Source organism: Aeromonas sp. FDAARGOS 1416 (assembly GCF_019048085.1).
In the GTDB taxonomy this organism is placed as follows: Bacteria; Pseudomonadota; Gammaproteobacteria; order Enterobacterales; family Aeromonadaceae; genus Aeromonas; species Aeromonas veronii.
In genome coordinates this window covers 2,465,491-2,485,022 of record NZ_CP077301.1, presented here as the reverse complement: position 1 = coordinate 2,485,022, position 19,532 = coordinate 2,465,491, and the positions used below count along the sequence as shown (strand labels likewise).

The following is a 19,532-nucleotide window of genomic DNA, read 5'->3' as shown; positions in this document are numbered from 1 at the left end:
TCCCGGCTGTGATGCGGTGAAAGGGGCTGGGTTGCCCGCAATGCTAACATGAGTCTCATTCCTTGCCGTGGATATTTGTCTCGCCGGGGCCGCCGGACGCCTATTTTGGCCGCAGGGTATGCCCAAGCTCACAAAACCGATCGAGTAAACGTCATATGATTGATTTCATTATGAGTCTTGCTCTCCTGCCGAACGGCAATTTCACGTAAATCAAAGAGAATGACTATGGCTACCGGACAATATCTGCTGTGGAAAGATGCACAGGGACAGGATTTTCGCCCCGTTGCACTGACCGGCACTGATCTGCTTAACAATCGATACCTCAACAAGGGCACGGCCTTCACCGAACAGGAGCGGGCCGATTTTGATCTCGATGGTTTGTTGCCGCCTCAGGTGCAAACTTTTGAAGCCCAGCTCGAGCGAGTGTATGAGGGGTTCAAGAGCGCTTGCAGCGATATCGAGAAGTACCAGAACCTGCGTGCCCTGCAGGATCGCAACGAGACTCTCTTCTATGCCCTGTTGTCACGCCATGTGGAGGAGATGACTCCCTACATCTATACCCCGACCGTGGGCAAGGCGTGTCAGGAGTTCAGCCACCGCTTCCAGAAGCCCCGCGGCCTCTACATCACCCCGGACAACGTGGATGACATGGGCAGTCAGGCCCGTCACTTCGATGCCAAATCGATCCGCATCATCGTCGTCACCGACAGCCAGGGCATTCTGGGGATCGGCGACCAGGGTGTTGGCGGCATGGGCATCCCCATCGGCAAGCTGGCGCTCTATACCCTGGGGGCCGGGATTCACCCCGCCTGCTGCATGCCCATCGCGCTGGATGTGGGCACCGACAACCAGAAACTGCTCGATGATCCCATGTATCTGGGCCGCCCCCACAAGCGTATTCGTGGCAAGGAGTACGAAGAGTTCATCGACAAGTTCGTGCAGGGGGTCAAGCGCCACTTCCCCAATGCCGTGCTGCAGTGGGAAGACTTCAGCAAATCCAATGCCTTCAATAATCTGGCCCGCTACCAGCAGGCACTGCCGTCATTCAACGATGACATTCAGGGCACCGGTGCCGTGGTGCTGGCCGGTATCATAGGCGCGGTCAAGGTCAAGGGGGAGACCCTGGGCCAGCAGAACTATCTGGTCTACGGCGCTGGCGCCGGTGGGGTTGGCGTCGCGGATCAGATCTGCGCGGGAATGATCCGCGAGGGTATGGATCCGCAGGCGGCCCGCGATCGCATCTATATTCTGGATACCCAGGGGCTGGTGTGCGACAACCGGGACGGGCTCGACGAGTACAAGCGTCGCTACGCCAAGCCGGGGTTGCTGCTGGCGGGCTGGGATACCGAGGTGCCCGGCAAGGCTAATCTGGCCGATGTGCTGCGTCATGTGCCCATTACCGTGCTACTGGGTACCAGCGGCTCGGGCGGGGCCTTCCAAGAAGAGCACATCCAGCTGATGCTGAAACATTGCGAGCGCCCCATGGTATTCCCGCTCTCCAACCCCACAGCAAACTGTGAAGCGCTGCCGGAAGATATCTACCGCTGGAGCAAGGGCAAGGCGATCGTGGCGACCGGTAGTCCCTTCAAGGACGTGAGCTACGAGGGGCAGGAGTTCAGGGTCGGGCAGGGCAACAACGTCTTTATCTTCCCCGGTGTAGGTCTGGCGGCCATCGTCAGCCAGATCCGCGAGATCACGCCCGATGTCTTCACGACCGCCGCCTTTGCGCTGGCTGAGTGCGTGAGTGAGGTGGACCTGGCGAAAGGGGCCGTTTATCCCCGCATTCGCGAGCTGCGCAGCATCTCGGTGCATGTGGCGACCGCCGTGCTCAAGGATATCGTGCGTCGGGATCCCTCCCACCCACTGATCGGTCAGGATCTACAGCAGCATATCCTCAACCACATGTGGGAGCCGGTTTACCTGCCCTATCGTCGGGTATAACCGCATATTCACCGCTCGGATAACGGGTCGGTAAAGATGACAAGGGGGTAGCGCTGCTACCCCCTTTCGTTTACCCCGTGGCATTCACTAAGTTCGCAATGGCCGCCAGCGCCCTTGCTGACTGCGACAGGCGGTATCCTGCCACTGCTGGCTCGCCTTGCCGATATAGAGTTGCTCGCGATAGTCGCGGCACCACTCCCCACTGGGATGGCGGAAGGTGCGTAGCGGGGTGACGCTACCCGAGTGACGGTTAGCCGGATTGAACCAGGTGAGGCTTTGCCCTTTGGTGCGGGTTTCCAGCGCCTTGGCAAGGGCCTGATTGGCTAGTTGAACATCTGCCTTATCCATCTGATGGTAAAGCGGCGGGGTGTCGACCGTGGCGCAGCCAGTGAGGCCGAGCAGGAGGAGTGGTAACAGATATCGCATTATAGTTGCCCCTGTTGGCGAAAACCGTTGTTGAGCAGCGCCCGCTCCTGCTCATCGGTAAGCACTTGCTGGCGATCATCGACCGTGCCATCACCTCTTAGTTTGTTGCCGTTGGCATCGACGGCATCCACGCCGTTGTCATCGATGGTGCCATCACCCCTGAGCTTGTTGCCGTTGGCATCGACGGCATCCACGCCGTTGTCATCGACTGTGCCATCACCTCTGAGCTTGTTGCCGTTGGCATCGACGGCATCCACACCGTTGTCATCGACCGTGCCATCGCCCCTGAGTTTGTTGCCGTTGGCATCGACGGCATCCACACCGTTGTCATCGACCGTGCCATCACCTCTTAGTTTGTTGCCGTTGGCATCGACGGCATCCACGCCGTTGTCATCGACTGTGCCATCGCCTCTGAGCTTGTTGCCATTGGCATCGATGGCATCCACGCCGTTGTCATCGATGGTGCCATCACCCCTGAGCTTGTTGCCGTTGGCATCGATGGCATCCACGCCGTTGTCATCGATGGTGCCATCACCCCTGAGCTTGTTGCCGTTGGCATCGACGGCATCCACGCCGTTGTCATCGACTGTGCCGTCACCTCTGAGCTTGTTGCCATTGGCATCGACGGCATCTACACCGTTGTCATCAACGCCATTGCCAAATCCGCGGCCACCCCCATGGCGTTCTCCCCCTGCATGTTTTTCTCCACCAGCATGCCGTTCACCTCCACCATGCTGCTCTCCGCCGGCATGCTCGCCTTGGCTGCCACTGTCATCGCTGCCCCCATCGCTGTCGCTGCCACCGCCGCTGTCGCTGCCTCCGCCGCTGTTGCTGCCACCACCGCTGTTGCTGCCACCACCGCTGTTGCTGCCACCACCGCTGTTGCTGCCACCACCGCTGTTGCTGCCTCCGCCGCTGTTGCTGCCCCCATCGCTGTCGCTGCCACCGCCGCTGTCGCTGCCACCGCCGCTGTCGCTGCCACCGCCGCTGTTGCTGCCTCCGCCGCTGTTGCTGCCTCCGCCGCTGTTGCTGCCTCCACCACTGCTGCCCCCACTGCCACCATCGCCATCTTTGTTGTGAACGATCAGCTCATTGGCGATGTAGCTGTGGCTGCCATCGAGCAGCAGATTGAAGAGTGCGGTAGTGGGAGATGCCTCGATCCAGCAGAGTGACTCAACCAGCAGTAATTCCGGCTGGGGTTTCAGGGCCAGATTGCCCGTCACCATGGCAGGTGCCGGGCGACACATTATCTGCATGCCGGTAAATAGCGGCAGCACCGCCAGTTGCGGGTTTTCGGTTCGGGTCATGGCCGGTGAGATGGCCGCCCAGCCCCGAGTGGTCAGCAGAGGGTGCTCTGCGGTAAAGAACGGGGGCAGATCATTGATCCCGTAGAGTCTGCGCTTGCCCAGTATGACCCGTTCGATCGCCAGGATCCGGTTACTGCCGCCGTGCTGATCCAGCACCTGTTCACCGACCCGGAGCGTTTCTATCGGGCGGGTGGAACCATCGGCCATCGTGATGCGAGTGCCGGCGATAAAGCAGGACTTGGCATAGGCCTGATTCATTTGCCACTCATTTTGGGCGAAATCATAACTGAACGGGTTCGCAAACAGGGCGAGTGCGATGGCCGAGCCAATAAGCAATCTGCGCTGGCTGGCCTTGAATGGGGGCTGTGACATGGGGACTCCTTGTCCATCTTGATTCACAGGATCCATTATAGAGCGCGCCCCTGGCGGCGGCATTTTTGACCATAAACACAATAAACATGATGGAAAAACGATTGGCGTTCGTCACAATAATGCGTAAAATCACATACTCGATGCTTGTAGCAACGAATCCCGCCTAAAAAGCCAGTTTCATGCCCTTCCCAAGCAGTAAAAGGCAACAAGTGACGTATTTGTGTTCATTTTGTGCCTTGGAAAAGTCTTGTGATAACTGAAAAGTGATAAATATCCCCGTCAGTTATCAAAAAATTAAGGACATCCATGTTTTCCTTAGTCAAGCAAAGTGTCGCCGGGCTGCAAATCCTGTTTGTCGCCTTCGGTGCCATGGTTCTGGTGCCCCTGCTCACCGGACTGAACCCCTCCATGGCCCTGCTTGGCGCCGGTGTGGGCACCCTGTTGTTCCAGCTCTGCACCCGCCGCCAGGTCCCGATTTTCCTCGGTTCCAGCTTTGCCTTCATCGCCCCCATCATCTACGCCACCCAGACCTGGGGATTGCCATCCACCATGTTTGGCCTGTTTGCCGCCGGTTTCATGTATTTCATTCTGGCTGCGCTGATCCGGGCAAAAGGGATGGGGTTTGTGCACAAATTGCTGCCCCCGGTGGTGATTGGCCCGGTGATCATGGTCATAGGTCTTTCTGTGGCGCAGGTTGCCTGCAACATGGCGATGGGCCGCGCCGGTAGTGAGCAGGTGGTTCCTGCGGGAACTGCGCTGACACTGGCCGGTATCTCGCTGGCGGTCACCCTCATTGCAGCTGTGTTTTGCAAGGGGTGGATCAAGCTGATCCCCATCCTGTGCGGCGTGATTGCCGGTTATGTCTCGGCGGTCTTCATGGGCCAGGTGAGTTTCGATGGCATGGTTAACGCCCCCTGGTTGGCGCTGCCCCACTTCGAAACCCCGGAGATCAACTGGGCTGCTGCGTTGTTCATGTTGCCGGTAGCCATCGCCCCCTGTATCGAGCATATCGGTGGCGTGTTGGCGATTGGTGGCGTGACTGGCAAGGATTACACCAAGGATCCGGGTTTGCACCGTACGCTGGCCGGTGACGGCATCGGCGTCTGCTTCGCCGGTTTCATCGGTGGCCCACCCGTGACCACCTACGCCGAAGTGACCGGTGCCGTGATGATCACTCGCAACTTCAATCCGGTCACCATGACATGGGCTGCGGTGTTTGCCATCATTCTGGCCTTCTTCGGCAAGTTCAATGCGCTGCTTACCTCCATCCCCATGCCGGTGATGGGCGGTATCATGCTGCTGCTGTTCGGATCCATCGCTGCCATCGGTCTCAAGACGCTGGTGGAATCCAAGGTGGATCTGGGACTGTCACGCAATATCGCCATCGTCGCCGTGACTCTGACCGTCGGTGTCGGTGCGCTGGAGATGAAGATTGGCGACTTCGCGCTGGCCGGTGTTGGCCTGGCCTCTGTTGCCGCCATCCTGCTCAACCTGATCCTGCCTGCGCACTCCGAAGAGGGTGTGATGGACGCGGCCAAGGACTGAGTTTCACCAGACGTTTATTGTTGATTTGGAGAAGGCCACCTCGCGGTGGCCTTCTCATTTTCGCGTATCTAGCGCCACTTTTTGGCTCGACGGAGCTCATCTGGAATCTAATTTGGAAGCAGATGAGGGGGTTAGCATTCTCATTTGACGTATCTCTTTTCGTGACCTTAGCTAAAGGACAGGTTTGGCTCTGAGGTCTCCTCGAGCAGTATGGGAAAATGGATGTTGGCGTTTTCTATCATTTCTCTCCCAGACCCCTGTCATAAAACGATGCGCTTTTTCTTTGCCACGGCGCTGTTGTATGGCAGAGGCTTATCCGCCCCACTCCGCACTCCCCTCATGCTGCCCTGGCATGTTTCCACCTCGATTTGTTGTGAGCCTCCCTCGCCGGTTGCGTTTCGTTGCGCACAGGCAAAATCCGGATCTGTTTGCTGCTGCACGTTGGTGGGCGGCGAGCCGTGAAAGCCGGCATGACCCCAGCGGGTCAGACGTGCACCGCCATCGGTAACGGCGGATGTTCAGGGATGAATGGCAAGCAAAGCGAGGTTGCAATGAACTATCAACTGCTGTGGAAAAGTGCAATTTTTTCAGTCTCTTCCATGATGGCGATAAGCGCTGTTCAGGCTGCGCCACTGAACGTGATGACCGAGGATTACCCGCCATTCAACATGCAGGGGGAGGGGGGCAAGATTGTCGGGCTATCGACCGAGGTGGTCGAAGAACTGTTCAAGCGTGCCGGGGTCGAATACAAGCTGACCCTGATGCCCTGGAAACGGGCGTACGAAGATACCCTCGGTACTCCCAATACCGCCCTCTACTCCACGACCCGCACTCCGGAGCGGGAAGCACTGTTCAAGTGGGTAGGGCCGCTGGTCAATAACAACTGGGTATTTTTCTCCAGTTCGACCGCCAATATCACGGTCAAGTCGCTGGAAGATGCCAAGCAGTATTCGGTGGGTGGCTATAACGGTGATGCGGCCGCCGAATATCTCAAGGCCCAGGGATTTGCCAAGTTGCAGCTGGCGGCCAACGATACCGCCAACGTGAAGAAACTGGAGGCGGGCCGCATCGATCTTTGGGCAACCGGCCAGTATCTGGCGCCTTATCTGGCCAGCAAGGAGAAAGTAGCTTCACCCAAGCCGGTCTTCGTGTTCAAGGAAACCCAGATGAGCTTGGCGTTTAACAAGGATACGCCCGATGAGCTCATCACCAAGCTCAACGAGATCCTCGCTGCCATGAAGGCGGATGGCACCATCGACAAGATCAATGCCAAGTACCAGTAACAGTACCAATAGCAAGTGCCGCTCAATGGCACTGCGCCGGCTGCCGTAAAACCGGGAGGAAACCATGGATTGGAAAAGTCTGACGTTCAGGATTGCCGTGTTGACCTCCCTGTCGGTGAGTCTGCTACTGGTGTTGTTTGGCGCTTACAACTACCACGCCGTCAAGGCGGAGAGCTACAGCAAACAGAGTGCGCTGGTCGAACAGGCCATCGGTCGGCTGCAGCTCTCCCTGCCCGGCCCGCTGTGGAATTATGAATCGGCCTTCATCGAGGCATCACTCAAGTCCGAGCTGGCGGCCGATATCCTGAGTGCTTTGCTGGTGGTCAACAAGGACAAGCTGGTGGCCGGGTTTGCCCGTGACACGGCGGGGAGCATTGCCCCCGTGACAGCCATGCCTGCCGATACCACTGCCTATGGGGGATATGATCTGGTCTATGACGACAGCGGCCAGAAAAACACCGTGGCCCGATTGCTGGTGCAAACCAGTGATGCCGCCATTCAGGCCCAACTGCGCCAGCAGTTGATCACCACCGTCTGGCAGATCCTGGTGCTCGATCTCTGCATCATCGCCCTGTTGATGGTGCTGATTCATCGCAACGTGCTCAGGCCGCTTCACCAGATGAATCAGGCGGTGTTCGATCTGGCCAAAGGAGAGGGGGATCTGACCCGGCGTCTGAAGATTAGCCGCCAGGATGAGATGGGCGCGTTGGCCACCAACATCAACCACTTTATTGCCAAGTTGCAGGAGATGGTGGCGGAGATCAACGAGCTCTCTGCCGGTGTGTTGCAAACCGCCGAACTCTGTGACTCCCTCTCGGCAGATACCCGGGTAGGCAGTGACGCCCAGCAATCCGAGCTGGATCAAGTCGCCACCGCCATTACCGAAATGAGTCAGGCTGTGCAGGAAGTGGCTGGCAATGCGGTGAAAACTTCTGGCGCCACCGATGAGGCCAACCTCTATGTGGAGCAGGGTTACAATCTGGCGGGCCATGCCAATGAGGCCATCCATCAACTGGTGGGGGAGGTGGAGCGAGTCGCCACCCTGATGCGCACCCTTTCGACCGAAAGCAGCAGCATTGGCACCATCATTGAGGTGATCAACGGCATTGCCGAGCAGACCAATTTGCTTGCCCTCAACGCGGCTATCGAGGCGGCGCGGGCGGGGGATCAGGGGCGCGGTTTTGCGGTGGTGGCGGATGAGGTGCGCACCTTGTCGGGCCGTACTCGCCAGTCGACGGAGGAGATCAGCGCCAGTATCAAGCGGTTGCAGCAAGCGACTCAGAATGTCGGTGCCGGCATGCAACAGAGTCAGGAGAAGGCATCCCGCGCCGGCATCGAGGCGGCAGATGTGCAGACATCGGTGGAGAAGATTAAAAATCAGGTCAGCCTGATCCGCGAGATGAACATGTATATCGCCCAGGCATCGGAAGAACAACACTCGGTGGCGGAAGCGGTCAGCCACAGCGTCAACCGGATTGCGACGCTCAACAGCGAGAGTGCGGCCAGAGTTGCACAGGTTGCCGAGGCCAGCAGCGATCTGCGGCAGCTGTCGGCCCAACTCGACACCCTGCTCAAGCAGTTTCGGGTCTAGTCAGTTCACCTCGCCCCGTTGGATCATCCTGCGGGGCAGGTAAGGTTCCCTTTATTGTGAGCGCTGCGAGATGTTGTTAGGGGCAAGGGGCCTTGTCCTGCAGCGTTTTTCGTCATGCCCATGTCACTGTTCAGCTGAGATTGGCGTGACCGCGATACGCGAAACTCGCAGCATCATGCTCTGCCCGATACGCAGTCCGACAGCGCTGGACGCATATTTTCATTTTCCCCGCTCATGCCTGCCTGCATCTATTGTGCCGCTGATCTCGACCCTTTAGAATTTCGTTTAATTACAGCGAGTCCTGAGCCGCCATCTGGCTTTATCAGGTGTGGAATCCCATCTTCTTCATGATGAATGCAAATAACAGGTGGTTGGTATGACGGGGGTTGCGCCAGGCAATAACATATCAGCCTATCACTTCGGTGATTATGTCTTTGATGTCAAAAGGCGAGAGCTGATCTTCTGTGCCGACAAGGACAACTTGCAAAGTGCCCGGGTGGTGCGCTTGTCATCGGCAGAGAGCCTCATTTTCAGCTATCTGCTCGATCACCATGACGAGGTGTGCGACAAGGATCTGTTGCTCGATATCGGCTGGTTGGGTCGCCCCATCAGCCCCAACTCCCTGAACGTGGCTATCGCTAATATTCGCCGCCACTTCGCCTCATCCCCCCAGACGCTGGATATCAGAAGTACCCCGAAAAAAGGGTACTCCCTGCATCTGAACTGCAAGATGAAGAGCTATTACGGCAAGGCACTGCCAACAGAGAGTGAGCCCTTGCCCGAGCCGATGAGCGAGCCCACGCCTGCAGCGGCTGCGCAGCCACCGTCGACATCACCAAGCTCCGACCACGAGGTCATCAAAGAGCCTGCTGCTCCCCGTTCTTTTGGTGAGCGCGCCAAACTTGCCTTTCTCAGCGGTATCGGGCGGCCAATGCTTGCAAGGGGCCTGATATACGTCAATCTGCTACTGGTTGTGCTGATGGCGTTTGTCGCCAGCTATCTCCATTTCGAGTGGCTCCATGTGCACTGCACCGACTCGCCGACCGGCGTTGTTTGCCAGATGGAGGCACGGAGCGATGTGTCACCAGTCAAACCAGCATCGCTGGTGCTTGTCTCCGGCCACCAGGTTCGCGTGCTTTCCTATAAAGAGCTCGAAAAAACGCTGTAAGGGATCTCTGATGAAACGAACGCTGAAAAATACCTTGCTGCTGTTGCCACTGCTTGTCGTGCTGCTGTTTGTGGTCGGGATGTTTATCAACAGTCTGGGCTGCCATTACGACCTGAAGATGTCGGCCAATGGAGTCAACTATCACGGGGTGTGCCGCTGGGGCAAAATCACCGTGATCGAAGAGGAGGAGGCGACCAGGGAGAAGTGGCGGGTGACCGGTTTTCAACTGACCTTCTTCAACCAGCTTGTTTACCTCATCGACAGTCGTACCCAACTGCACGAATCGGGTAACGATGACTCCTATCTCAATGAGTACAACCTGATCCAGTCGCAATATGCGCTGGTCAACTATGCCTGGGTGCCGCTGACCGAAAACAAGGTGGCAATTTTCCAGCGCGATCCGGTGCACGAGGTCGTGATTGCTCAGCGAGATGGCTGGTTCGATCTCTACCGCTGGTTCTTCCCCCCGGCACCGCTGGTGCCTGTTCAGCCACAAAGCGCAGGTGCCGGGCGTCCCGCTAGTTTCTAAGCAACTTGCACCAGGGACCGGTGACCTCGCAGTGGCCTGTCTCATCACTGTTTTGCCAGCCCAGCCTATGGTAGAAGGCTACTGCCGCCGTGTTGCGGGTCGCAACCTTGAGCGAGCCGTGCGGCGAATCAGCGAGGCCCCGCTCCAGCAGGGCGCGCCCTATCCCCTGACCGTGCCAGTCGCTTGACACATAGAGGTGATGGACGAAGTGATCGGGCTGCCAGATGGCGATAAAGCCGCAGATATTGCCCCCCTGCTCGGCGACCCACACCTGTTCACCTTTGGTCTGCACCTGGAAATCCTCGAGTTGGAAACGGGCGGGATCAACCCAGTGAAAGGTGTGGCGGCGGCTCTTTAAAAACAGCCGAGCCAGTTGGGGAATGTCGTGTTCTTCCATGAGCCGGATCATGATGCCCTCCCGGATCAAGCCAATGTTCATTGAGGCTGCTGCACAGCGGCAGGTTAATCGATGCAAATGACAAGGGTGTGATTAAGCACTGTCCATTGTATTTGCCATGGGGCTATACTGCCGGAGTCCCTTGTATGGATGGCTTGAGGATCGCTGATTTATGGACAATAAACTGATTGAAGGCAACATTTTTGTTCCGGCGCACATAGACGATGTCTGGCACGCCTGGACTACCGAAAGCGGTCTGCGCAGTTTTCTGGCTCCCGAATGTTTGATGGTGGCCGAACCGAATGGTCCTTTCGAGATCTACTTCAGGCCTGATGCCCCGCTGGGTGAACGTGGCAGCGAAGGGTGCCGGGTCATGGCCGTCATGCCCTATGACCTGCTCAGTTTCAGCTGGAATTTCCCGCCCAGCCTGCCCCATATCCGCCAGCAAAAGACCCAGGTTTGCCTGCGATTTGTGCCGGAAGGGCAGGGGACTCGCCTCTACTTCCTCCAGAGCGGTTGGGCCAATGATCCGGATTGGGATCAGGGTTATGCCTATTTTCGGGAAGAGTGGCTGGAGACCAGCCTGCCACGGTTGCAGTACCGTTTTACCCATGGCCCCATCGACTGGAATAATCCCCCCGACAAGACGCAGCTGAAGGCGTTGGCCCAGTAATCCCGGATATCAGACATAAAAAAAACCGGCCAAAAGGCCGGTTGAAACAGTTCAGGCTTGTCAGGTGACAAACGTATCCAGCGGATGAGAGTCGCTTTCCACTCCTTGTGAAGCACAACCCTCTTGGTTACGTGCGGCTACTTTATGCCATTCACACTGAATCGAGGCTGAACCATGGATGATCCCGCCTCGTTCCCCTCTTTAATCAGATAGTGATCCCCATCGACTGGCGCAAGTAAGCGCCCGCTCCGAGCAGCCCCGGCCCTTCATGGGTGATCAGAAACACCGGGATCTCCTTGAGGTAGGACTTGAAGCGCCCCTTGTCTTCAAAGGCGACCCGGAAACCGGAACCGGTAAAGAACTCCTGGAAGCGCGGCACTATGCCACCTGCGATATAGACGCCGCCAAAGGTGCCCATATTGAGGGCCAGATTGCCGGCAAAGCGGCCCATCAGCACGCAGAACAGGCTCAGAGTGCGGCGGCAATCGAGGCACTCACCCGCCAGTGCGCGCTCGGTAATGTCTTTGGGGGCAAACGGTTCGGGCTCACGGCCATCGGATTTCACCAGCCCGCGATAGAGATTGACCAGACCCGGACCGGAGAGGAAACGCTCTGCCGAGACATGGCCCAATTCGCCTCGCATTACTTGCAGCACCGCATCTTCCTCTTCGGTGTTGGCAGCAAAATCCACATGACCACCTTCACCCGGCAGACTCAGCCACTGCTCACCCGCCTTGACCAGATGGGCGACCCCAAGGCCGGTGCCCGCACCATAGATGGCGATGGGCTTGCCCGCTACCGGCGCGGCGCCGCCAAGCTGGATGCGATCCGATTCAGCCAATACCGGCACCGCCATCGAGACCGCAGTAAAGTCGTTGATCACTTGCAGGCGTGCCAGCCCGAGATTGCTCTGCATCTCGCTGATGGAGAATTCCCAGCTGTGGTTGGTCATGGCAACCCAGTCACCGTTGATGGGGCAGGCGATGGCGATGCAGGCTTCAGCCACCTGAACCTTGTGTTCCTCCAGATAGAGGCGTACCACGGCTTCAAGGCTGGGGTGGGCCAGACCTGAGTAGGTCTTTGCCTGAGAGATAGTACCGGTGGCCAGCTCACACAGGGCCAGACGCGCATTGGTGCCGCCGACATCGCCGACCAGCGCATGGGTATGCTGCATAACAACTCCTTCGTTACAGGATGGGGACGACTCTGGTGTCCCGAGATTATTGTTGGATTATGACGGCCCATTCTATCCGAGCTCAGGCTTGCTCACCCGCCGGATCGATACAAACGTGCGCCTGCTCACAGTGTTGTTGCTTTGCAACATTTGTAAGCGCTTTCATGGCTAGGTGACGTTTTGTAACGAAAAGTACGAAATAATTAGAGATGAGTCATACTTTGTATGGCAGGCGTTAGTTGCGATAACCGCTTGTCTTGTATAGTCCTTAGCTTGAATGGAAACTTGCTTAGCCGTAGATTGAGTGCAAAGACACTGAAGCTAAATTACAAAAACGCCTGGTGGTGATGATGAATACCCTTGATAAAATTACGAACAACTTGGAAAGTTTCAGTAAATCAGAACGCAAGGTTGCCGAGGTGATCCTGGCGTCTCCCCAGACCGCCATCCACTCCAGCATCGCCGCTCTGGCCAAGATGGCCGATGTCAGTGAACCGACCGTCAACCGCTTTTGCCGCCGTCTCGATACCAAGGGCTTTCCTGATTTCAAACTCCATCTGGCCCAGAGCCTGGCCAATGGCACCCCTTACGTTAATCGTCATGTGGAAGCGGAAGATGGGCCTGATACCTACACCGCCAAGATTTTCGAATCCACCATGGCTTGTCTGGATGCCGCCAAAAACAGCTTGGATATCTCCGCTATCAACCGCTGCGTCGATATCCTGACCCAGTCCAAGAAGATCAGCTTCTTCGGCCTTGGCGCCTCCTCCGCCGTTGCCCGCGATGCCCAGAACAAATTCTTTCGCTTCAACATTCCGGTAGTGAGCTTTGACGATATAGTCATGATGCGCATGAGCTGCATCAACAGCAGCGAAGGGGATGTGGTGGTGCTCATCTCCCACACCGGCCGCACCAAGGCGTTGGTCGAGATCGCCGCGCTGGCTCGCGAGAACGACGCCACCGTGATCGGCATGACCGCCAAGGACTCCCCGCTGGCCCGCGAGTGCAATCTGGTGCTCTCCATGGATGTGCCGGAAGATACCGATGTCTATATGCCGATGGCATCCCGCATCGCCCAGCTGGCGCTGGTGGATGTGCTGGCGACCGGTTTTACCCTGCGCCGGGGGATGAAATTTCGCGAAAATCTGAAGAAAGTGAAAGAGGGATTGCGCGAATCCCGCTTCGAAACCCCGCACTCTTCCTGAACCGTCGGGGGCTCAGGCCCCCGACTGTCTATGCCACCCGCCTTGGTGTAGTATTGTAATTTAATAACAAAAACCACCCAGATGGTTTGCAAACGGGTGCATCGAGCCATGGGCTTGATGGGGCAGAATCTCAAGTCATATCAACTTCATATTGGAGTCTTTCATGCCTAGACGTACAAAGATTGTAACCACACTCGGTCCGGCTACCGACCGCGAAGGGATCCTCGAAGGGATCATCCGCGCCGGGGCCGACATGGTGCGGATGAACTTCTCTCACGGCACTGCTGAAGACCATATCCTGCGCGCCAATCAGGTGCGTGACATTGCTGCCAAGCTCGGTCGTCACGTTGCCATCATGGGGGATCTGCAAGGCCCGAAAATCCGTGTTTCTACTTTCAAGGATGGCAAAATTTATCTGGCCATCGGTGACAAGTTCATTCTCGATGCGGCCCTCGGCAAGGGTGAGGGTTGCCAGGAGCAGGTTGGCATCGATTACAAGAGCCTGCCAGACGATGTGGTTCAGGGCGACATCCTGCTGCTGGACGATGGCCGTGTGCAGCTGAAGGTCGAGCAGGTTGAAGGCACCCGCATTCACACCACGGTGACCGTGGCCGGGCCGCTCTCCAACAACAAGGGCATCAACAAGAAAGGGGGCGGTCTCTCAGCTCCGGCCCTGACCGAGAAAGACAAGGAAGACATCAAGACCGCTGCCCGCATGAATGTGGACTATCTGGCTGTCTCCTTCCCGCGCTGTGGCGATGATCTGCGCTACGCCCGCGAGCTGGCCCGCGAAGCCGGTTCCAATGCCAAGATCGTGGCCAAGGTTGAGCGCGCCGAAACCGTCGCCACCGATGAGGCGATGGAAGACATCATCCTCGGTTCCGATGCTGTGATGGTCGCCCGTGGCGATCTGGGTGTCGAGATCGGTGACCCCGAGCTGGTTGGTGTACAGAAGAAGTTGATCCGCCACTCCCGTCGTTTGAACCGTGTGGTGATCACCGCTACCCAGATGATGGAGTCGATGATCAACGCGCCGCTGCCGACTCGTGCAGAGGTCATGGACGTGGCCAACGCCGTGCTGGATGGTACCGATGCGGTGATGCTCTCCGCCGAGACTGCTGCCGGTCAGTTCCCCATCGAGACCGTGACCTCCATGGCGAGCGTCTGTGTCGGTGCCGAGAAGCACCCGAGCCTGAACGTCTCCAACCACCGCATGAGCTACACCTTCACCTCGGTAGAAGAGGCGGTGGCCATGTCCACCATGTATGCGGCCAACCACCTGGAAGGGGTGAAGGCGATCGTGGCACTGACCGAGTCCGGCACCACGCCGCTGCTGATGTCCCGTATCAGCTCCGGTCTGCCGATCTTCGCCATGTCTCCCCACAACAAGACCCTGGCCTGGACCAATCTCTACCGTGGCGTCACTCCGGTGATGTTTGACGGTGACGAGACCAAACCGGTCTACGAAGTGTGCCGCGACGCGCTGGCCGTGCTCAAGGAGAAGGGGCTGCTGCAAAGCGGTGACATGGTGCTGCTGACTCACGGTGACAAGATGGAAACCGTGGGCAGTACCAACACCTGCAAGGTGATGATGGTCGAATAAGCCCGTCCGGTTTTACTGTGCTTAAAAAGGCTGCTCCTCTTTGATGAGCAGCCTTTTTGTTAACCGCAGTCGGGCTGTGGCGGGATAAACAGGACTCAATGATTGCTTAACCGGATTCCCCTTCCGATAATGCGGGAGTGATTTTCAGCGGGTAGCCTGTTGTAGGTGATCCCCCTAGGTAACCCAGACCCTCGACAATACGGGAGTGAAAAAATGAACAAGCGTAACTGGTTGCTGGCCCTGTCACTGAGTCTGGCCTTCTCACCCTGTTATGCCGACTGGGCCAAGCTCAAGGCCGCAGCGTCCGATTTGGGAGCGGCAGTGAGCGAGACCAGCAAGGAGGTGTGGCAGGATGTCAGCGATTTTTCCAAGAAGAGCTGGGCCTCCATCTCGGCCTGGGGAGAGGATGCCTTCAATACCGCCGGGGTCTGGACCGACAAGAGCATCGCGACCGGCAAGGAGTGGCTGAAGGCAGCCGACAAGGAGCTCAACGAGATGCTCAACCCCAAGACGGCGAAAGAGGCGAGGATCGCGCTCAATACCATGGCCGACACTGCGCTGATCCGGTTGTTCAACGAACAGCCATCAGCCAAGTTGTTGTTTGACAAGGCTTATGGTTATGCGGTGTTCGATTCGCGCAAGTTCTCCCTGATGCTGCATACCAATCAGGGGGCCGGGGTGGCAGTCAATCGCAAAACCGGCAAGCACACCTATATGAAGATGTTTGGCGCGGGTCTGGCGGCCGGGATTGGCGGCAAGTTCTATCAGCAGGTGATCCTGTTTGAAGACAAGGCCAGATTCGACGCCTTCGTGACCCAGGGGTGGGAGGCCACTTCCGAAGTGGGCGTGGTGGCAGGCAAGGAGAGCGCCGAGCTGACCGCCAAATACAATGGCGGCATGGCCATCTACCAGATTGGTGAGAAGGGCCTGCTGCTCGATGCCAATATCTCCGGCTCCAAGTACTGGATTGACAAGGACTTGACTGAAACGAGCCGCTAATCCCGCCGTTATCGGTTGCTCACTGCACGTCATGCGCTTGTCGTGATCTTGCCAACAGGCCCGCAGTGCGGGCCTGTTTGTTCTCTCGGTGTCAGTGGGCTGAATAGACCTGCTTGCCCTTGAACATGGTCCAGAGCACCTTGGTCTCCTTGAGCTCTTCGCTTGCTACCTGTTCCAGATTGCGATCCAGCAAGATCAGGTCAGCACTCTTGCCCGCGCTGATGGAGCCAATCTCTTTCTCCCGTCCAATTACCTTGGCGGCGTTGAGGGTATAGGCCTGCAAGATGGCCTGACGGCTGATCTGCTCGCTGGCGGGGGGCAGCAAGCCAAGCTCCCCTTGACGAGTGATCGCGGTATACATGGCGAGGAAAGGGTTGGGGCTGGAGACCGGCCAGTCACTGGCACCGGCGATAATGGCGCCGCTTTGCAGCAAGCTGCCTGCCGGATAGAGGCGGGCTAGCAGTGCCGGGGGCACTTTTCCCTCAAGCAGCAGGGTAGTCGCCACGTTTTTACCGGCCCACAAGAGTTGCATCGATGCGGCCACATTGAGCGGTTTGAAACGGGCAATGCTGGCCGGGCTCACCACCTCCAGATGGGTGATGCTGTGCAGCAAGCGGTGATCCTGATTGTGGGCCCGGGCATAGGCGATGGCATCGAGGGATTCACGGACGGCCCGATCGCCGATGGCATGAAAGTGAGCGATAAGTTGATGGGCATCCGCGGTGCGGATCAGCTCGTTAAAACGCTGTTTGTCCAGATCGTCCTTGCCGCTGTAACCGGGACGGTTGAGGTAGGGTTCGCTCAACTTGGCGGTCTGGGATGGATACTCGATGACACCATCTTGCAGGATCTTGATCCCCACCAGTTTAACGTCCGGGGCGTCTTGAAACTGCTGTTGCAGCGCTAATACGTCATCAATGATGGCGGGTGATGCATGTATCCCCACCAGTGCCAGTGCGGATACATGTCCGGTCAGCTTGCCTTCCCGGGAGAGCATGCTGTACGCCGGCAGCAGGCCAGTATCGCGGCGATCCGGCTCGGCGTTGAAGATAGGGGCGAGGGGGCGAATGTTGCTGATAGGGTCCATCCAGGCGGTAATGCCCACCTGATTGAGTTGTTTGGCGGCGGTCATGATGGCACTGGCAATCGTCTCGTCGCTGACGGGGGGCAGCGCCTTGAGGATGGCATCCCAGCCGCCTTCCGAGGCAAAGCCATTGAGCATGCCGGATGGGGTGAGGCCAAAATTGCCTTTCAGCGGAGCATAACGACCGGCAAGGGTGTCGGCATCAATGCCAGCCTTGCGCAGCATGGCCTGATTTGCCCAACCGGTGTGGGCATCCGAACCGGCAAGCACTACTGGGATCTGCCGGTATTGCGGGCCATTGAACACCTGATCGAGCAGGGGAAGCTGATGCCAGTAGTCGAGGGAGACATTGCTGTATAGCTCTACATCGCCCAGTGTCAGGCGGGGATCATCCTTGCTGCGGGTCAGAAATTGCTGCACCTGCTCAACCTCATTCATGGCATCGGGAAAGTTAACCGTCATCCCCTGAAAACCGGCAAATGCCGCATGAACATGGCTGTCGATGAGGCCTGGCATCAGGTACTTTCCTTTCAGATCAAGACGCTTGGCATGGCTGCCAAGGCGGGCGCTGACCTCCTGATAGCTGCCGACTGCCACTATCTTTTTACCTTCAATGCCGACTGCTTCCGGGTGAGGGTTCGCCGGATCACCACTGTAGATGGTGCCGCCAAAGATCAGCGTCTGGCTCTGTGACTGGGCATTGGCGGCAGCGGGAAGCGTCACCAGCAGGCTGGCGAGAAACAGCGTTTTGATATTCATGGGCATGACTCCGTCGCTTCGGTGCCCGAAGGCACCGAAGTGGGTAAATGGAAATGAGGTATCGGCTTATCGGTTGATCAGCGGGATACAGATATCAAACACGTAATGATCCCGGTCGGGGTCCGTGCCTGAGTGGTATTGCTCGTAACACGGGCGATCGTCGCAGTTCAGCCCTTGGCCCACTACCCAGCGAAATGCCGTCTCCCAGCAGGCGACCAGTTGATCGCCGCGAGCGATAAAGTGACATACCGCATAGGGGCCCTCGGCGATGGTCTGGGTGGTTAACTGGCGCCCTGCGGGGATCTCTGGCCCCAGCTCGATGCAGACGTCAGTACGACAACGGGTCTCATCGGTGATATCGGGGATATCCCAATAGAGACTCAGGGTACCAGCCGGTGTCATCGCCTCGTCTGAGGCGAACAGCGCGAGCAAATCCCGATGAGCTTGCTCACAGGTCTCTTTGCCATAGGGGCCCAGGCGGCGCATGTACGCCACGCGCCGGGCGGGCATCTGCCTGACGCTAGCCCCCTGCAACAGACCCGGGTGTTCGGTGACCGGGTGCATGACCAGGTCATCATAGGTGTCAAAGGGAAGGGGATCGTTTCCAATCTTGCTTTTCCAGTTTCCCCCCTGCTGCTGGCGGTATTCCGAGGGGCTCATGGCGAAGTGCAGGCGAAAGGCCTTGGCGAAATTCTGAGAGCTGGAGAACCCGGCGGCCAGTGCGAGGGTGGTGATGTCGCTTTGGGGGGAGGCGAGCAAGCGACGGGCAGCGCGTTCCATACGCAGGCGCCGGGTAAATCCGGCAATGGTCTCGCCGACCATCGTCTTGAAAATACGGTGGAAGTGGAAGGTGGAGATGGCTGCCGCTGCTGCGACCTCATCCAGGCCCGGATTGTCATCCAGATGGTGGCTGATGTAGTCCATCGCCTTGAACACGGGTTTGCGATAATCCAGAGCGGACTCCTTGCCAGCCAGCAAAAGTGGGCGTCAGAGTCGGATTTAATCAGAGCCACCTGCCGTTGTCGAACCCGTCCGGCCTGGTCAGGCCACTCATCCTCGTCGCGTTTTTAACGCATTGGCACTCTAATTGCTTGTTGCATGCCAGCGTCAATGATTTGTCTGGGGATGGAAAATGGAAATTAGTGCAAGCAGCCTGATGCAAGAGATGCAGGCGCTCAAGATCGAAGCAGGCGCAACGCCGCTGGCACAACCCGGTCGTCAGGTAACCTCCGACTTTGGTCAGCTGCTGCAACAGGCGCTTGGCAACGTCAACGAACTGCAAGGGGCCGCCAATGACCTGCGTACCCGTTTCGATATGGGTGACAAGTCGGTGGATCTGGCCGAGGTGATGATCGCGGGCCAAAAATCGTCCATCGCCTTTGAAGCCACGGTACAGGTGCGCAACAAGATGGTCGATGCCTACAAGACCATCATGAACATGCCGGTATAAGCGACGCCAATAAACCATGACGACTG

At 57.7% G+C, this 19,532-nt stretch carries 15 protein-coding genes and 2 pseudogenes; 11 read left to right on the top strand and 6 right to left on the bottom strand.

Annotated features, from left to right (window positions below; all coding sequences use genetic code 11):
• The first annotated feature begins 225 nt into the window (after nt 1-225).
• Entirely contained in the window at nt 226-1,941 is a 1,716-nt protein-coding gene (locus I6L46_RS10995; RefSeq protein ID WP_100653246.1) for an NAD-dependent malic enzyme, read from the top strand.
• An 87-nt stretch (nt 1,942-2,028) separates the two neighbouring features.
• Here the strand turns inward: I6L46_RS10995 and I6L46_RS10990 are convergent, their stop codons facing one another.
• Both I6L46_RS10990 and I6L46_RS10985 read right to left on the bottom strand, forming a co-directional pair.
• Nucleotides 2,029-2,370 (bottom strand): RT0821/Lpp0805 family surface protein, encoded by a 342-nt coding sequence (locus I6L46_RS10990; RefSeq protein WP_202002041.1) that lies wholly within the window; start codon nt 2,368-2,370, stop codon nt 2,029-2,031.
• Between the two features lie 449 nt (nt 2,371-2,819).
• Nucleotides 2,820-4,046: pseudogene (locus tag I6L46_RS10985) on the bottom strand (hypothetical protein); the annotation flags it as partial.
• A gap of 306 nt (nt 4,047-4,352) precedes the next feature.
• On the opposite strand from I6L46_RS10985, the gene I6L46_RS10980 reads away from it, so the two are divergent.
• The 5 genes from I6L46_RS10980 to I6L46_RS10960 all read left to right on the top strand — a co-directional run bounded on the left by I6L46_RS10980 (nt 4,353) and on the right by I6L46_RS10960 (nt 10,162).
• On the top strand, nt 4,353-5,591 hold the full coding sequence (locus tag I6L46_RS10980) for a uracil-xanthine permease family protein (RefSeq protein WP_005334784.1): 1,239 nt from the start codon (nt 4,353-4,355) through the stop codon (nt 5,589-5,591).
• A 551-nt stretch (nt 5,592-6,142) separates the two neighbouring features.
• On the top strand, nt 6,143-6,874 hold the full coding sequence (locus tag I6L46_RS10975) for an ABC transporter substrate-binding protein (RefSeq protein WP_005334783.1): 732 nt from the start codon (nt 6,143-6,145) through the stop codon (nt 6,872-6,874).
• Nucleotides 6,875-6,938: 64 nt separating this feature from the next.
• Nucleotides 6,939-8,465: a methyl-accepting chemotaxis protein gene (locus I6L46_RS10970; RefSeq protein ID WP_216975452.1), complete on the top strand. Its 1,527-nt coding sequence runs from the start codon at nt 6,939-6,941 to the stop codon at nt 8,463-8,465.
• Nucleotides 8,466-8,841: 376 nt separating this feature from the next.
• A complete protein-coding gene (locus I6L46_RS10965; protein ID WP_216975450.1) occupies nt 8,842-9,633 on the top strand; it encodes a winged helix-turn-helix domain-containing protein in 792 nt (263 codons plus the stop codon).
• 10 nt (nt 9,634-9,643) lie between these two features.
• Nucleotides 9,644-10,162 (top strand): hypothetical protein, encoded by a 519-nt coding sequence (locus I6L46_RS10960; protein WP_005353702.1) that lies wholly within the window; start codon nt 9,644-9,646, stop codon nt 10,160-10,162.
• On the opposite strand, the gene I6L46_RS10955 is transcribed toward I6L46_RS10960, so the two are convergent.
• Nucleotides 10,152-10,571, bottom strand: a complete 420-nt coding sequence (locus I6L46_RS10955; protein WP_216975448.1) for a GNAT family N-acetyltransferase — start codon at nt 10,569-10,571, stop codon at nt 10,152-10,154. The two genes, I6L46_RS10960 and I6L46_RS10955, sit on opposite strands and share 11 nt — an antisense overlap.
• A gap of 160 nt (nt 10,572-10,731) precedes the next feature.
• Here I6L46_RS10955 and I6L46_RS10950 point away from each other — a divergent pair, with 160 nt between their 5' ends.
• On the top strand, nt 10,732-11,232 hold the full coding sequence (locus I6L46_RS10950) for an SRPBCC domain-containing protein (protein WP_128816009.1): 501 nt from the start codon (nt 10,732-10,734) through the stop codon (nt 11,230-11,232).
• Between the two features lie 205 nt (nt 11,233-11,437).
• On the opposite strand, the pseudogene glk reads toward I6L46_RS10950, so the two are convergent.
• Nucleotides 11,438-12,409: pseudogene (gene glk, locus I6L46_RS10945) on the bottom strand (glucokinase); the annotation flags it as partial.
• A 347-nt stretch (nt 12,410-12,756) separates the two neighbouring features.
• Between glk and I6L46_RS10940 the strand changes: the two are divergent.
• From I6L46_RS10940 to I6L46_RS10930, 3 genes are all read left to right on the top strand, one after another.
• Nucleotides 12,757-13,611: a MurR/RpiR family transcriptional regulator gene (locus I6L46_RS10940; protein ID WP_005334759.1), complete on the top strand. Its 855-nt coding sequence runs from the start codon at nt 12,757-12,759 to the stop codon at nt 13,609-13,611.
• A 163-nt stretch (nt 13,612-13,774) separates the two neighbouring features.
• Nucleotides 13,775-15,214 (top strand): pyruvate kinase, encoded by a 1,440-nt coding sequence (gene pyk, locus I6L46_RS10935; protein ID WP_005362071.1) that lies wholly within the window; start codon nt 13,775-13,777, stop codon nt 15,212-15,214.
• Between the two features lie 213 nt (nt 15,215-15,427).
• Nucleotides 15,428-16,213 (top strand): hypothetical protein, encoded by a 786-nt coding sequence (locus tag I6L46_RS10930; protein ID WP_005353696.1) that lies wholly within the window; start codon nt 15,428-15,430, stop codon nt 16,211-16,213.
• Between the two features lie 91 nt (nt 16,214-16,304).
• On the opposite strand, the gene I6L46_RS10925 is transcribed toward I6L46_RS10930, so the two are convergent.
• Nucleotides 16,305-18,056: an amidohydrolase gene (locus tag I6L46_RS10925; protein WP_216975445.1), complete on the bottom strand. Its 1,752-nt coding sequence runs from the start codon at nt 18,054-18,056 to the stop codon at nt 16,305-16,307.
• A gap of 66 nt (nt 18,057-18,122) precedes the next feature.
• Nucleotides 18,123-19,034 carry a GyrI-like domain-containing protein gene (locus I6L46_RS10920; RefSeq protein WP_216975442.1) on the bottom strand — a complete coding sequence of 304 codons (912 nt, stop codon included), beginning with the start codon at nt 19,032-19,034 and terminating at the stop codon, nt 18,123-18,125.
• A gap of 154 nt (nt 19,035-19,188) precedes the next feature.
• On the opposite strand from I6L46_RS10920, the gene fliE reads away from it, so the two are divergent.
• Nucleotides 19,189-19,506, top strand: coding sequence for a flagellar hook-basal body complex protein FliE (gene fliE, locus I6L46_RS10915; RefSeq protein WP_005362062.1), 318 nt, complete (start codon nt 19,189-19,191; stop codon nt 19,504-19,506).
• Nucleotides 19,507-19,532: the final 26 nt, after the last annotated feature.